Origin of the sequence: Paraburkholderia sp. J11-2, from assembly GCF_905220185.1 — a bacterium.
Classification (GTDB): Bacteria; Pseudomonadota; Gammaproteobacteria; order Burkholderiales; family Burkholderiaceae; genus Paraburkholderia.
In genome coordinates this window covers 24,324-37,919 of the sequence record NZ_CAJMYY010000022.1, presented here as the reverse complement: position 1 = coordinate 37,919, position 13,596 = coordinate 24,324, and the positions used below count along the sequence as shown (strand labels likewise).

General features: G+C 62.2%; 14 protein-coding genes. All 14 read right to left on the bottom strand.

The window, feature by feature from the left end:
• Positions 1-13 precede the first annotated feature (13 nt).
• On the bottom strand, positions 14-574 hold the full coding sequence (locus U5A57_RS27705; RefSeq protein WP_321914826.1) for a glycoside hydrolase family 19 protein: 561 nt from the start codon (positions 572-574) through the stop codon (positions 14-16).
• 185 nt (positions 575-759) lie between these two features.
• Complete coding sequence (locus tag U5A57_RS27700; RefSeq protein WP_321914825.1) at positions 760-1,119, bottom strand: hypothetical protein; 360 nt, start codon at positions 1,117-1,119, stop codon at positions 760-762.
• A 9-nt stretch (positions 1,120-1,128) separates the two neighbouring features.
• Complete coding sequence (locus U5A57_RS27695; RefSeq protein WP_321914824.1) at positions 1,129-3,333, bottom strand: hypothetical protein; 2,205 nt, start codon at positions 3,331-3,333, stop codon at positions 1,129-1,131.
• Positions 3,334-3,400: 67 nt separating this feature from the next.
• Positions 3,401-5,860 (bottom strand): phage tail protein, encoded by a 2,460-nt coding sequence (locus U5A57_RS27690; RefSeq protein ID WP_321914823.1) that lies wholly within the window; start codon positions 5,858-5,860, stop codon positions 3,401-3,403.
• Between the two features lie 5 nt (positions 5,861-5,865).
• Complete coding sequence (locus tag U5A57_RS27685) at positions 5,866-6,300, bottom strand: C40 family peptidase (RefSeq protein WP_321914822.1); 435 nt, start codon at positions 6,298-6,300, stop codon at positions 5,866-5,868.
• On the bottom strand, positions 6,297-7,112 hold the full coding sequence (locus U5A57_RS27680; protein WP_321914821.1) for a DUF2163 domain-containing protein: 816 nt from the start codon (positions 7,110-7,112) through the stop codon (positions 6,297-6,299). The genes U5A57_RS27685 and U5A57_RS27680 overlap by 4 nt, the downstream gene beginning before the upstream one ends.
• A gap of 32 nt (positions 7,113-7,144) precedes the next feature.
• The gene (locus tag U5A57_RS27675; protein ID WP_321914820.1) at positions 7,145-7,828 is read right to left on the bottom strand and encodes a DUF2460 domain-containing protein; all 684 of its coding nucleotides are present in this window, start codon (positions 7,826-7,828) and stop codon (positions 7,145-7,147) included.
• Between the two features lie 40 nt (positions 7,829-7,868).
• The gene (locus tag U5A57_RS27670) at positions 7,869-10,946 is read right to left on the bottom strand and encodes a hypothetical protein (RefSeq protein WP_321914819.1); all 3,078 of its coding nucleotides are present in this window, start codon (positions 10,944-10,946) and stop codon (positions 7,869-7,871) included.
• A gap of 19 nt (positions 10,947-10,965) precedes the next feature.
• Positions 10,966-11,190: a hypothetical protein gene (locus U5A57_RS27665; RefSeq protein ID WP_321914818.1), complete on the bottom strand. Its 225-nt coding sequence runs from the start codon at positions 11,188-11,190 to the stop codon at positions 10,966-10,968.
• A gap of 23 nt (positions 11,191-11,213) precedes the next feature.
• Positions 11,214-11,627, bottom strand: a complete 414-nt coding sequence (locus U5A57_RS27660; protein WP_321914817.1) for a hypothetical protein — start codon at positions 11,625-11,627, stop codon at positions 11,214-11,216.
• Between the two features lie 58 nt (positions 11,628-11,685).
• Entirely contained in the window at positions 11,686-12,432 is a 747-nt protein-coding gene (locus U5A57_RS27655) for a hypothetical protein (protein ID WP_321914816.1), read from the bottom strand.
• Between the two features lie 41 nt (positions 12,433-12,473).
• A complete protein-coding gene (locus U5A57_RS27650) occupies positions 12,474-12,905 on the bottom strand; it encodes a hypothetical protein (protein WP_321914815.1) in 432 nt (143 codons plus the stop codon).
• Positions 12,902-13,210 carry a hypothetical protein gene (locus U5A57_RS27645; protein ID WP_321914814.1) on the bottom strand — a complete coding sequence of 103 codons (309 nt, stop codon included), beginning with the start codon at positions 13,208-13,210 and terminating at the stop codon, positions 12,902-12,904. The genes U5A57_RS27650 and U5A57_RS27645 overlap by 4 nt, the downstream gene beginning before the upstream one ends.
• Positions 13,211-13,230: 20 nt before the next feature.
• Entirely contained in the window at positions 13,231-13,563 is a 333-nt protein-coding gene (locus U5A57_RS27640; protein ID WP_321914813.1) for a DUF2190 family protein, read from the bottom strand.
• Between the last annotated feature and the right edge of the window lie 33 nt (positions 13,564-13,596).

The following is a 13,596-nucleotide window of genomic DNA, read 5'->3' as shown; positions in this document are numbered from 1 at the left end:
CGAGCCTCCTGTCTCAGGCGAGTCCGATCGCCGACTTCGCCGCCGCCCACAGCGCGACGCGCTTGTCCTGGCCCTCCATGGCCGGGCCGTTGATGATTCGCGTGGTCCCGGCGAAGTCCCCGGCGTCGGCCTTCTCATTGCAACCGTTCGCCTTCCAGAACCAGCCGGCCGAGCGCGCCGCGAGCGTATCGTTAGTGGCGAGCAGGTCAGGCTGCGTGACAAGATCCACACCGAGAGCGCGACCTGCCGCCGTGTAGTTATCGCGAAACGTGACCTGCTTCAGGCCGCGTCCCCGATAGCGCCAGCCATCACCACTGGCCACGTCGCCGTTTCCATACCGACCGCCATAGGCAAGATTGGCAATCTGCTGCTGCCGCTCGAGCGGCACGGCTTTCTCTCCCGGCTGCCGGCCAAGCTTCTCGCGCATGAGCGCAGGCACGCGCGAGAAGAGCGCCAGCGCCGCCGGAGCGTAGTTGAAGGACTCGACCAATTGTGTAAACCCGCCGGACTCGTGTCCGATCTGCGCGATAAATGCCGCCTGACGTTTCGGCGTGTTAATCGCGAATTCGCTCATCGCCGCACTCACTGGCCCGTACCAGCGAGCCGCAAGCGCGTCGGTCAGCCGTGCTGCGCGTTGAAAGACGCTCTTATCCATCTGCCACCTCCCCAGAAAAACGGCCGCGAGAGGCGGCCGTAAACGGAAAAACCGCCCGGAGGCGGTTCAGAATCTAAAAGAAACGCTACAAAACAAGGGGGAGCCTAGTCCGTCACCGTGACCTCAATCGGCGCGTCGGGCGCAGGCTGTTCCAGCTTGTCCGGCGTACCAAGCGTGATAACCGGACCGCTCGCGGACATGGCCACGACGAACGCCTGCGTGACCTGCTCAGAGGCCGGCGTATCGTTCGCATCGCGCGCAATCGCGGCTGCGATATAGACGCCGGGCACCGCACAGGCGAACCTTGCTATGCCGCCCCCTACGGGCAGCGAAGCGGGCTGATAGTCGTAGCCGTCCACGTTGTACGCGGTGCCGCCGGTGGGCGTCGAAAGCGTCACCCGAAGCATCGTGGATGAAACACCCTCGAACGCAGCCAGTGCGGCGGCCTTGATGCACAAGTCCATTTGTAGTCCTCAAATCTTGCAGGCAAAAATATCGTCAAACCGGATCTGGCCAACCGTGGCAGTTACATAGCACTGAAGGTTGAGCCGCGACACGCCCACCGGGACAATGAGTTGGCCACCGAGGGCGGTATAGCCGCCCGTTGGACCTGTCACCTGACCGCATGTTGCTACCGAACTGCTGATGAGCGTGCCATCCGCGGCATAGAGCAGGAGTTGCAACGTGACGTAACCGCCGGCCATGGCGATCGCGTTGACCCATCCCCCGATGTAGAGCGCGTCACCCGCGGACACGGGAATGTCCTGAACGCATGACGCGCCAGACGCCGCGTTCGTCAGCATGAACTCGAGACAATGCGCACCGGTACGCCCGCCGTTGTCAATGACGTTGATGGTATTACCGCTGGCCGGATTGTTCTTCCAGCCCTTCGGCTGGTCGCCGAGTCCAGCCGGCGTGGTGTAGCCGTATTCGAAATCGCCGTTATAGACAAGGTTGGCGCCCGCGTAGGGCACTGGCAAACCTGGCTGCTGGTTCGAGCGCGTGTCCCCGTAGCCTCTCACCTCGCATTTCAGTTGACTCCCCTCCACTGGTTTAGCAATCGTGCTGTTATAGCCGTTGTAGCCCGACACAAGCGCATCGAACTCGAGGGACACGCCGCCGTGCAGGCCGATGAAATACGGACGGCCGCCGGCCACCTCAACCGGAATGTACGGGTCCCTGTTGCCCAGATTCCCGCTGCCAAACGAACCGCCGACAATGACGAGACGGGTGGCGGGCATCTGGGCAGTCTTGTAGAGATCGAACTGCGGAAGGTTGTTGTTGTTCTCGGTGTGGCAGCCGAGCAGTGTCCAGCGACCGCTGCGAAGCTCTCCGAACCGGTCGCAGTAGTCGAACGAATGGTTATGGATGCCGCAATCCAGATTGGTCGAACCGTCCTCGTAGTGCGCGATTGCATTCCCTGCGCTGTTGACGCAGTTGTACGTGACGCCGCCGAAGATTGAAAAATTCTCGCCCGTGTCCTCCGTGCGGGTCCACCTCCAGCCTCGCCGCCATGCCTTGCCTACGCTAGGCGCATCGAATTTCACAAGATACGTATGCGCGCCCCCAACAATCAGGCAGTCCCGAAAACCTTCACTCAGGATCTTCAGCGAGACCTCGCTGATCTGGGCATAGTCACCGCATACGAGGATGCCGTCCAGGACCGTGTATTGATCAATCGGGATGTTGGGCGGCTTCATGATGTCGCCCCCGTACGGTCCCTGCACCGCGATATGTTGAACGCGGGTCCCAGCCGCAGGTGAGTTTGCGCCCGGGCGGCCACTGACAACCACGACAGGGTACGCAATGTCGCCGCGATAGTTGTACGGCGTGGCCTGGAAACCATTCGCCGCAACGATCCGTGCCCCGCTCATCTGGAAGTCGCCAGGCAGAAACATGTGGATGGTGCTTGACGTCATAAAGCGCTGCCACGGCTCGGCACTGATCGTCCCTCCACGCTTCGCCGCCCAGTCACACGCCGCGCGGACCTGCGCGGTCTCATCGCGAACCGGCTTGCCGTCGTTGCCGAGAACGCCGAGCGCGCCGAAATTCGCAAACCGCATGTCCCCCGTATGCTCAATGATCCAGGGCCCGTCTGGACCCGCAAATACCGTTCCGCCATCGTCGGCGGCCGCCCCCGGCGTACCCACGATGAAGTTCCCACCACCACCGCCGTCTCCGGGCGCGTAATAGCCGGCAAGGTGCGCGCGCGTATACACCTTTCCGGAAAGCGCCCGTAGCTCGGTTGCCGAGTTCGCTACATACTCGATACGAAACTTCAGTTGCTCATCAAACCGCTCCCCGAGATCGCCACCGACCGCGCGCCAGAGTCCCGCCTGCAGGTCCGTCCGGAAGTCGTTACCCGAGTGGTGCGTGACCATTGCCCCGTACGTGCTGCCTTCCCACCAGACCAGATCATTCGTGTTGTAGTCAGTATCCGGCCGCCAGTCGCCGCGATCCGTGTAGGCGATCGTAACGTTCTCCAGGCCGAGCAGCCGGCGCGCATCTTCCGGTGTCCCGTTGCCAAGCAGCGCGGGGATTTTCCAGAGCTGATCCGCAAACCAGTCAAACACGCGCGCGAACAGCTTGCGCCACCATGCCTGCGTAATCGATACAGGCGTTGCCGTATTCATCTCCTCCGCAATCTTGCGGAAATCCGGAGTTGGAGTGTTGGCCATTGCGATATCCAAAAAAAGACCCTGCCGCAGCAGGGTCGCAAATTGTCCGGCGGTGTCCGCTTGCCGCTCAGGCAACGAACTCGAAAACGAAACTGAGTTTCAGGTCCGCCACATCCTTCGACCATCCGTCATAGCTGGCGACCCGTGCGTAATAAGTCATGCCGGGCGTCACTCCGCTGAGTTGTACCTGGGTATCTGGCCCGTCATAGATGAGTATCCCCTCGCCGCGCCTCGGGTCGAAATTCGGCACGGTCGCCAGCCACGCCATATACCCGGCCACGCTCGCGTCCGGGACGACACTCCAGCTCAGTACGCCATCCGCCTCCCTGATTGCGCTGGGTGCCGGTGGCGCCGGAATGGAGACGGCAAGCGAAGACGCCTCGCCAGTTCCGATGTCGTTCTCCGGTGTGACCGTCACCACGTAGGCCCGATGTGCGCCGCCGTCCGAAGCGGCGTCGCTCGCGGAGTACGTCCACTCGTTCAGCGTTGTCGCTGTCGAGCGAACTATGCCGCCGGCGCTGCGCAGCTGAACCTGATACGCAGCGCCAGACTGTGCAGCCCAGCCAACGCGGAAATGGTCCCCACCAACCGCGTCGAGCAGGATAAGTTGCAGCACGCCGCCTGGAAGCGTTTGCGCGCTCTCGAGCAGATGCACATAGGCGTCGACGTCCGCGAGCGCCTCTGTGGCCCCGCCAACGGCGTTGCGGCTGGTGAATTTGATGTACACCTCTGTACCGAGATACGAGTCGGGCACGCGGTACCGGAAAATGGCACTGTCGATTCGCACGAAACGCGTCGACTCCGCATGCTCAGCTTCGACCGTGCGCTGCCGCGCACGCAGGACACCTTCGAGCGAATATGACTTGTCGCTCTGCAGCGTCGCACGCTCATAGCTCACCAGTTCGCCGCCCAGCCAGGAAAGCGTCGTGTCATGCTCGGCGTCACCGCTCTCGAGCGTGCCCCCTGATAGCGACATATCGATGTCCAGCGCGTTGGCGTCAGGTCCGACTGCGCTCACCAGCATGCCGTAACCTGCTGGCGCGGTCACCGCGCCAATGTTCGTATAGCCCTGCCCGTTGAGACTTACCCACACGTCGCACCCTGACCAGTCCGAAGTCGATCCCGCGGCCGCAATCCACACCTCCTGCTTGCCGTCGGTCAGGGACTGCGGCGCATTGAAGATGACCGGGTCGCTCACGCTCGCACCCGATGCACCGAAGTTGACCCGATATCCGAGGGCGGCCTGCGTCCCATAGGCGACTGGCGCACCGTAGCCAATCGTGACCTCTTCCGCAGTCAGATCCATGCGCCGGTCTGCGGCGATATCGATCTGCGTCACGCGCACGAGCTCGTCGACCATGCCGAGGTTCCTGTCGTTCATTGCAAGGAGGTCGCCGCACTCAAGCGTCAAATATTTTGGCGGCAACGAAAACGTATATTCGTTGCGCCCATACAGCATCCTTCCGAGCTTGAGGTAGGCGGCGTTTTCGGCCGCTGCCGCCGTGCATATCCAGCCCCCATCGAGCCGCTGTGCGGGCCGCTCGCCATTCTGGTCAATATTGGTCTGGTCCTTGGCGGTAAAGACACTTGTGTTGTAGTCATTGTCGCGGTCACTGAAGGCCAGCGGCAATTCGTTGTAGGCGTCCGTATCAAAGACACGCCGGCACAGCACCGGCTCGCCGTTGCCGTCCGTGTCGAGATAGTCATCGTCCGTGAGCCGAAAGACCGGCTCGAGGTCCGGCACGTACACGCGCCCATTGCCTGCCACCGGTACCGTTGTTAGCGGTACGAGCCGGATCTGGCCATTGCTGTCAACCCACGCCGAGCCCGTCAACTCGGCGATGTGCGCCAGAGCATCAACCGCCGCCACCTGGTCAACCAGCGCCGGGGACATGAACAGCCCCATTGCGACCGAATAGTCGTCGAAAGCGGTCATGTCCCCAATGTGCTCCGCCGGGAACAGGGCACCGCCTGCAGGGTCAGTTAACATGTCCGTCACGATGCGCAGCGGCGTCGCGTCCGGTATGTCCGGTGCAAAGCGCCCGAGCCCCTGCACCTCGAAGGTATGCTGCGGCAACGATGAGGAATCCCCAAGGTCATACGCCCCGCTCGCGACATACGAAAGCCGCGGGTAATTCAGCGCCGCGTCCGGATGCTTCGTGACCAGATAGCCCCACGGCTGCTGGTCGTCCGCCCCGCGAAAGATGGTCAGATTCAACGCCGCCGGCGTATAAACCGACTTTCCCGCCCAGACCTTCCCGACACCTTCGATCTGGTTTGCCAGGGCGAGCATGGCCGCGACTGTGTAGGTATAGGACGTGTTCTTCATCGTCGTGCCGCCTGCCTTGCCACCGGCGGACTGACTCGTCGTGTGCGGTATGGCGGTGAAGTCGCCGAACCAGATCAGGTTCGGCTGAATACGCGTGCGTCCCCACACCATTGGCGGTGGCTTTCCGTATCCACTGTCCTGCAAGCGCAGCGCAATTTCCGGCACCGACTTGTTTTCGATGGTACTGCTGCCTGCCATGCCTGTTACTCCCTGAATCCTGTCCAGCGATAAACGCCACGTTCGCGATCGGCTAGATAACCTCCTTCCCCGTCTGCGAGCACTACGGCCGCATCCGGGCGGGAGGCGTGAATGATCTCCGGCCACCGCACGACGATCCCCGCATGGCTCATCGCGCGGCCGAACCGGTACACCACGACGTCGCCGGGCAACGCGGCATGGACGGGACGGGAGAGCCGTGAGAGGTACTCGAGCAGCACTTCTTGCCCGTGGTGGAGATACTGGTCGGGCGTGTAGTCCACATCGACCAGGGGCGTTCCCAGCGCCTCGTGGTAGACGCAGTTGACGAACTGGACGCAGTCCACCCCGGCGCCCCTTACCCTCGCCGCATGATGCCAGGGCGTCCGTAGCCAGGTTCGCGCGCACGCCACGATCGATTCACGCTGTTCGGCCTCGCTCATACGCTCGCCTCCGGCTGCGGTACAAAGGGCGTACCGCGGTAGCGCGCGATATTGCCGAAAGATTTGCACCGCGCAATGGTCCGGTTACACGTGGGCAGCAGCGTGAAGCGATCGCCCGGTACCACGTCAGCCGGAAGCGCAATCATCAGGCTCACCGTCGAACCGGCATTCGCGCGAATCGTGCGGCTTACCCCGATGTTCGCCCCGCTGATACCCGTGAGCGTGCCGCCCGCATACTGGCCATCGACAAGCGCCCGATCCATCACCACAGCGAGGCGTGCGCTCCCACCCTGGGCCGCGCCCTGCACCATCCATTTGCTGCGGTCAACGCGGCACCCCTGGTCATACAGGGTCCACAGGCATTGGGGCTGAAAGGCGCCGCGCGGAATCTGGACATTCAGTTGCACGAGATAGCTGAGAATCTGCGTCTGGACCGAATACCGGCCCACATCGAGCTCACCGGTTTGTCCTTCGAACAGATGCACCACCACGCGCGGCGTCGTCTCCCCGAGCGCAAAGACTGCATCGCGCAAAATGATACGCGCGCTGTCGAACAGGCCCAGACGGGCTGCCTGCACAAACGGCATGGACTCGAGCTCGATCTCTGGTCCCGCCCGGAAGGTAATCGTGGACTCGCCCACCTCGATACCGAGCTTGCGCGTAATCGTGTCGCGTTCAATCTCCGGTCCGCTCGCGGAATACGTCCGGCCGTTCCAGACCGCGTCCACGTCACCGTCGCTCCAGAAGTACGCACTCCCACTTGCCAGATAGACCTCTACGAGTGTGTGATAGGCCTTCGGCGAATCGCTCATCAGCCACGCCTGCGAAGCAGGATCGAGCCTGTTCATAGGTATGGCCCCATCGTCGCTACCAGCTTGACCTCCTGCGCGTCGTGAAACTCCTTGCAAAAGTGATCCAGGCTCACATAGTCCTCGGCAAACCGCGCCCGCCAGTACACCTTTGTCGTCAGCACGACCGGTTCCAATGCCGCGGGCGGTGTGTTGAACGTCACCTGGCCGTTCGCGATGCTCCACTGTGCACGCTGCCACTCCCGCCCGTTGACCCACATCGGAGCATTACCTGCCGTCCACATCGCCTGCGCCGGATTCCACGGATGCCACATAAGTGGCGCAAACGTGTATTCGCCCTCGATGAAGTTATAGAGACGCTCGAGACGGCCGGCACGCCGGCGGACAAGGTCAAACGTTGTACGCGTCCCGTCGCCGGTCCCGATCTGCGTATTCCAGAGCGCTTCGTCACCGGGCATCGACACTGGATATGCAAACAGGAACGTGTCGAGCGCACCGTACCGGTCCAGAAAGAATCCCTCGAGCACGTCGAGATCCTGCCTTTTCTGGTCCTGCCGGAGGTAGTTGTATTTCAGTGTGAAGTTGTATTTCGGGATCGTCTGGTTCGTGAACCGGAACTCGCGCCCGGACGCTGCCGTATGCGTAACCGTGGCGAAGTGCGGCTCGCGCGTAATGGGCCATGTCCGGCCGCGCAGTGTCGGATAGACTGCATCACTCATCTGGAAACCCGTTTTCGATCCAGGCGCAGCGCTGCGCCCATCATTTGCTTTTGAACGTGCGTTTCATCTGCGTCGCGGCAACTTTCATCGCGTCCTGGTTGCTCCTCAAGAAGCGCTCCACGCCACGGCGATCGACCGTATTGATGTGAACATGCACGTCGCCATCGCTTCGTGTGCTGCCGCCACCGTTGTTCGTGGCCGAGCGAATCATGTTGGCGTACTGCGCCGGCAGCACCATTTCTTCAGCGTGCAGTTGGGTCAATGGATTGACGCCACGCGGAATATCGAAGCCACCAGAGGCCGAGCGGATTGTCCCCAGCATGCCCATCACCATCGCGATCATTGCGGGGCCACCTACCGCTGCGAGGGCGGGTCCAACAATCGGAATCTGGGCAAGGGCGCTCATCGCGCCTGTACCGGCCACCACCGCATTATTCGTCCCCTCGACCATCGCGGCCGATGATGACGCGGCCACCTTCGTGGCTGCTGTCGATGTCGCCAGCGCGGTCTGCGTGGTGGCGGCGGTCTGCCCGAACACCAGTTGCTCCGCGAGTCCAGCCGCATACCGGGCAACCGGCTTGACTACCACTTCCTCAATAAACGTCTGTCCCACCGCCGTCCAGATATTCGCCAGCCCTTTCTTCAGCGTCGTGGCCCGGGTCAGGATGCCGGTCGCGCTCTTCGCGAAGCTCTGTTCAAACGAATCGAAAACCGACTTTCCGGGCGCCGCTTTCTCCAGCGTGATCTTCGATTCGAGTTTTTGCCGGGCGAGCGCATATGCCCGGTCCTGCTCGAGCAGCTGATTCAGCAACTGCTGGTGAGCCACCGGATCGCGCTGCGGGTCGATCTGGGCAAGCCGGTCCTGCAGCGCCTGCCGCTTGAGTTCGTTGAGCTGCTGCTCGAACTCGCGCTCCTGATCGAGGTATGCCTGGTTCGTGCTCATCCCCAGGCCGAGCCGAAGCTGCGCGAGCTCCCGTTGACCCTCCACTTCCATTTGCGCCTGCGCCATACGATCGGCGGTGGCGAGATCCGCGAGCTGCCTTTGCTGCTCATAGAACCGCTTCTGCACTTCGATCTTCGCTTTCTGCGCGTCGGCAAACTCCTTCGAGTCCTCGCCATAGGCGCGGGCCATCTGCTTGACGATGTCCTCGGCAATCACAAGCTGCGCCGCGTAGTTCTTGTCGAGCGCCGCGATCGTTTCCTTCTGCTGGGCGATACGTGCCTCGAAAGCCTTCTTGTTGATCTCCTGGGTGGCGGACAGATACTTCTGCTCGATCGCATACCGCTCCTCATTCGACATGCGGACGGTATCGAGCTTCGCCTTCCAGAACGCCTGTTCCTGCGCCTTCGAGAATTCGATGAACGTCCCGTTTTCGGCGTTCTCCTTCTCATGGGCCAGCTTGAGCTGGTTAAGTTCGTTCTCCCATTCCGCTGCGCGTGACTTCGTACCACCACCGCGTTCCTTCTTTTCGTGCGCGAAGTCCTCAAAGCTGCGGCCTCCCCCGGCCTTGGGCGCTTCCTTGCTTCCTGCGTTTGCGGCCTGGTTCACGAGCCCGGCAATCTGGGCGTTGCCCTCCGCCACCTTGGCCACAATCCTGTCGACGTAGCCCGAGACCGTACTCGAGACCCGCTTCATGCCATCGTTGTAGGCAGCAACCACCCCATTCCAGTCCAGCCTGAACGCGGCGATCGCGACCCGGGCGAGCGTCTGGAATGATTCCATCAGGACACGCAGCGACGCGCCTACCGTATCGACCACGGTGCCGATCGTGACGCGAAATCCGATGGCCGCCTCTTTCACTCCGATGAGCACTTCGCGGAACAGATTGAAATCCTTCGGGATCTGCGTGCCGAACACCTGCGCAATATCGGCCGCGATCTCGCCCGCCCCCTGAAGCCAGTCAGTGAAAAACTCCTTCACCTGCGTCCACACGTCGCCGACCACTTCCGCAAGCGTGCCGAGCACGCTTCCCGCCGTCTGGATGATCGCAATGAACGCGCTGACAACGGGCGGCGCAGTCTCCGTGAACCAGCTTCCGAGCTTGACCAGAATCGGCAGGACGGCATTGCCTACCGCATTCTCGATACCCGCGAAAGCGAGTTTCATCTCGGCGAGCGACTCCTTGTACGCCTTCATGTTCGCGACGTTCTCCGAGCCGACCGTCAGGCCGTAGGCCTTCGCGAGATCGTTCGCCCGTGTCATCGTCTCGGCGTTGATCTTCAGGAGCTTCGTCACATCGTCCGCGCCCTTGCCGAAAAGCGCCTGTGACGCGAGATTGCGGTCCGTGCCCTCCTTGTAGCTGCCCAGCGCCGTCAGGGCACTTTTGAGGATGTCCTGCTGATTGCGATACTGGCCGTTCGCGTCACGCGTCTGGACGCCCATCTTGTTGAGCGCTTCTTCGTTCTCCCGCACCTTCCGGTTCAGGTGCGTCACCGCTTCGCCGTAGGCATCGGCGTCACCACCGACCAGCTTGAGTGCGACGTTCAGGCCGGACGCGGCGTCGGTCGTAATGCTGAGCTTTTTCGCGAGGCCCGCCACTTCGCCGGTCAGGGCCAGCGTGGACTGGACCGATACCTTGAAAGCCGCGCCACCGGCGAGCACGGCGCCGAACGCGCCGAGGATGCCGGTCGCCTGCTTGACCACGCCCATCAACGAGCCGAGGGCGCCCTCGGCCTGACCCACGCCGCTCGTGAACATCGCCTGCATGGCGGCGAAGCCGGTCTTCGGGTCCTGCTTGTCCTCGGCCCGCAACGCGTCGGCCGACGAAACACGTTTCGCCTCGGACAGTAAAGACCGCATACTGTCCGCCGCGAGTTTGTTTCCCTTTGCGGCCGCTTCGCCCAACTCCAGAAACTTCTTTTCGAGCGTATCGAGCTGCTTGGAGACCTCACCTGACGGCGTGCGGCCCATCGTCGTGTACAGCTGCTCGATCTCGGTCTTCTGCTTGCCCCAGACCGCTGAAGCATTCTCAGCGTCCTTCGTCGTCTGCCTGAGCCCTTCTGACGCCTTGTCCGAAGCCGCCTTTACACCCGTCAACGCCTGCGTGACGGAATTGGCCGTGCTGAGGAGCTTGTCGTCACTCGCAACGAAGTCAAACTTGATTTGCTGATCGGCCATTGCTGCTCACATCTTTCCGTTAGCGGATTGCACTCTGAAAGGCGGTCACAAACGACTCGAGGCGTGCGTCCTCGCTCTCTGGCTCATCCTCCGGCGGCTCATATCCCACGAACCACTTGACCAGCGAATGCGTGGCGGGGTCACGCTTGAGGTGGCGCACGAACCGGTTCAACTGCGGGGCGTCCAGAATGGATTCGACATATTCGATCGTCCAGCCGGGAAACGCCGCGCAGATCATCAGCACGACCTCGCCGAGCCACTCGCGCGTCAGTGGCTCACCGCCCTCGTTTTTCCCAACGAGGCCGCCTCGCCAATCTTTTCGAACAGTTCCATATAGTCCGCAGCGTCAAGCAACTGGAACCATGAATCAGGCAGGGTCGGGTAGTTGCGCCGTAGCGTTTCTTCAATGATCTGGTTGCGCAGTCTGAGGAATGCGCCGCCGGCCATCTCGCCCGCTCCCGCACGCTCGGTTGCCTCGGTGAGCTCGACGCCGCGGTGCATCAGGAGGGCCGGCATCATCAGCTTCTGGCCGCAGATCGTGGCTTCCACGCCCCCGATACGTGGGAGGTGGTCCGCGAACCGGAAAATGGAATCAGGTTCAACGGTGTGCGCGCGGCCCGCAGGCGCCGCGCTGCCCTCGGCCAGCACGGAGTCCGGCGGCAATTGGATTCGTTTGTTCATCGTGGTCGAAAAAAAGAGGGCGCCCCGTTGAGCGCCTGGTAGTCACAGGGAGGCAGGCTCAGGCGGTCGTCATCGAGATCCGGCCCACGCCGAGCACATCATCTGCGCTGGCGCCGAACTCCATGTTCGGGATGAGAAAGTCCTCGTTCTTTCGCTGTAGCGACAGTTTGGAAAACTGGCACGAATACAGTTCGATCAGGATTTTCTTGTCGTACGAAATCAGGCCAAACGTTGGCGCTTCACCCATGAGGTCATTGGCGATTGTCGTCGTCTCCCCCAGCGACGCATCGCTCTTGATGTAGCTGAGCAGTACGGACCGGCCGGACGAGGCCACATCGAACGTGTACTCGCCCGTATCAATGTCGACCACGTATTCGCCCTCTGCCGGGTTTTCATCGACCCGCTTGAATGCCCAGCCGGTCTTCGGGTCGGTCGGGCCGAGGTCCGTGTCGAATGTTGCGGAGCCGAGCGGCGGCGTCACCGTACCGTCCGCACCGATCTGCGCCGGCTGGTTTTCGACCGGAACAAGCAGGCCCTGCTGGATCGTTCCTGCCGTCTCGGACGCGCCGAAGAAGAGGTTCGAAATCACGCGGCCATCGAAGCGGCCGGACTGCACCTTGCCCGTAATTTTTGTGCCTGCCCGGACGGTCGCTTCGGGAAACTGGTTTTCACCGATGAGGTCCTTGGGGCTGCCACTGATATCAATATCGACGCCCTGCAGGGTGGCAACCTTGATGGGCGTACCGCCGGGCGGTCGATAGTAAAGCCGGCCGGCGCCGAAGCTCCAATGCGGTTTGGAATACATACAGCCTCCTTGTTGAATGCGCTGGCGCGTATGCCGCGCGATTACGCTGGTTGTGAAGGGTCATCACGCTCGACAGGCAGGCGCAGCGTATAGCGCACCTCTGCGCACCCGCTGAAACCGTCGAAGTCGTTGTAGGTCGGCTCCTCAACGATTGGCTGGGGCAAGTCAGTTGCGAGCCGCTGAAGCGTCTCGCTCCAGCAGAGCTCCCGATGCACAGCCGCCGAGAGCGGGTAGAAACTGCGGGACGGTCGTGCGCCTGCAACGTAGAGCAGCAGGCGCACGCCGAGCTGCAGTACCGTCGTGTCGTCGCCGAGGTCCACCGGATTGAGTGCCCCCGGCAGGATCAGCAGGCCCGGCATCTCCTCGCGCGTCACCACGTCTTCGCGCTCGATCCAGACGTGCCCTGCAAGCTCGGGGACTTTTCCCGCCGCTTCTGCGAACGCGTCGAGCACTTCGTCAACGGGTGACGTCATCGCAAGCGCTCCAGTGGAACCGTCGAGAAGTACCCGGCGCGGTCCTGCATCGGCTTGCGGGTCACCTTGTAGGTTCCGGCGTTCGGCCCGCGCTCGATGACGAGCTGCGCACCCACGCGCATGCCCGGAACGTCTGCGGTCTGGTATTCCAGAATGTTTTCGCCCGCCTGTGCGCGTTCGTCGAAGATGCCACGGTCCGGCCGGTTGAGACCGCCGTCGAACTCCAGCGGCGGCTCACCGACGAGCGTCACACGCTCAAGCAGGCCCGCCGACTTGAACGCGGGCCAGAAACGGGCATAGTCCATGCCGCCCATGTCGTGCCCCCTCAAGCTGCCGGCGCAACACTTACGCCGTCGAGACGTACGCGCGCGGTCGTCGCGGTCTTGGCCTTGTCGAGGACGAATATGCCGATGGCGGTTGTACCAGTCGCACTCACCGCCGTACCGTTGAAGTACGCGCGATCGCCGGCTGACGCGATATCGGCTGCAACCGCCGTCACGTCGTAGACGCCCTCCGTCCGGTATTCGCCTTCGATACCCGCGGGATAGTTCGCACACGCGACACACGGCAACGAGCCGATGAGCACGAGCTGGCCGCTTGCTACTGCCTTGCTGTTGGTAAAGGTGAGCGTGTCGCCCTTCTGTACGAAATTCTGCATGCTGATCTCCAGTAGCTGGTCGGAACTAACGCG

Excerpts from the sequence above, each read along its gene's own strand:
- U5A57_RS27655 (WP_321914816.1), bottom strand. The coding sequence starts at position 12,432 with ATGTATTCCAAACCGCATTGGAGCTTCGGCGCCGGCCGGCTTTACTAT.
- U5A57_RS27675 (WP_321914820.1), bottom strand. The coding sequence starts at position 7,828 with ATGAGTGATGCAGTCTATCCGACACTGCGCGGCCGGACATGGCCCATT.
- U5A57_RS27700 (WP_321914825.1), bottom strand. The coding sequence starts at position 1,119 with ATGGACTTGTGCATCAAGGCCGCCGCACTGGCTGCGTTCGAGGGTGTT.
- U5A57_RS27680 (WP_321914821.1), bottom strand. The coding sequence starts at position 7,112 with ATGAGCGATTCGCCGAAGGCCTATCACACACTCGTAGAGGTCTATCTG.
- U5A57_RS27660 (WP_321914817.1), bottom strand. The coding sequence starts at position 11,627 with ATGAACAAACGAATCCAATTGCCGCCGGACTCCGTGCTGGCCGAGGGC.
- U5A57_RS27685 (WP_321914822.1), bottom strand. The coding sequence starts at position 6,300 with ATGAGCGAGGCCGAACAGCGTGAATCGATCGTGGCGTGCGCGCGAACC.
- U5A57_RS27640 (WP_321914813.1), bottom strand. The coding sequence starts at position 13,563 with ATGCAGAATTTCGTACAGAAGGGCGACACGCTCACCTTTACCAACAGC.
- U5A57_RS27645 (WP_321914814.1), bottom strand. The coding sequence starts at position 13,210 with ATGGACTATGCCCGTTTCTGGCCCGCGTTCAAGTCGGCGGGCCTGCTT.
- U5A57_RS27705 (WP_321914826.1), bottom strand. The coding sequence starts at position 574 with ATGAGCGAATTCGCGATTAACACGCCGAAACGTCAGGCGGCATTTATC.
- U5A57_RS27690 (WP_321914823.1), bottom strand. The coding sequence starts at position 5,860 with ATGGCAGGCAGCAGTACCATCGAAAACAAGTCGGTGCCGGAAATTGCG.
- U5A57_RS27670 (WP_321914819.1), bottom strand. The coding sequence starts at position 10,946 with ATGGCCGATCAGCAAATCAAGTTTGACTTCGTTGCGAGTGACGACAAG.
- U5A57_RS27695 (WP_321914824.1), bottom strand. The coding sequence starts at position 3,333 with ATGGCCAACACTCCAACTCCGGATTTCCGCAAGATTGCGGAGGAGATG.
- U5A57_RS27650 (WP_321914815.1), bottom strand. The coding sequence starts at position 12,905 with ATGACGTCACCCGTTGACGAAGTGCTCGACGCGTTCGCAGAAGCGGCG.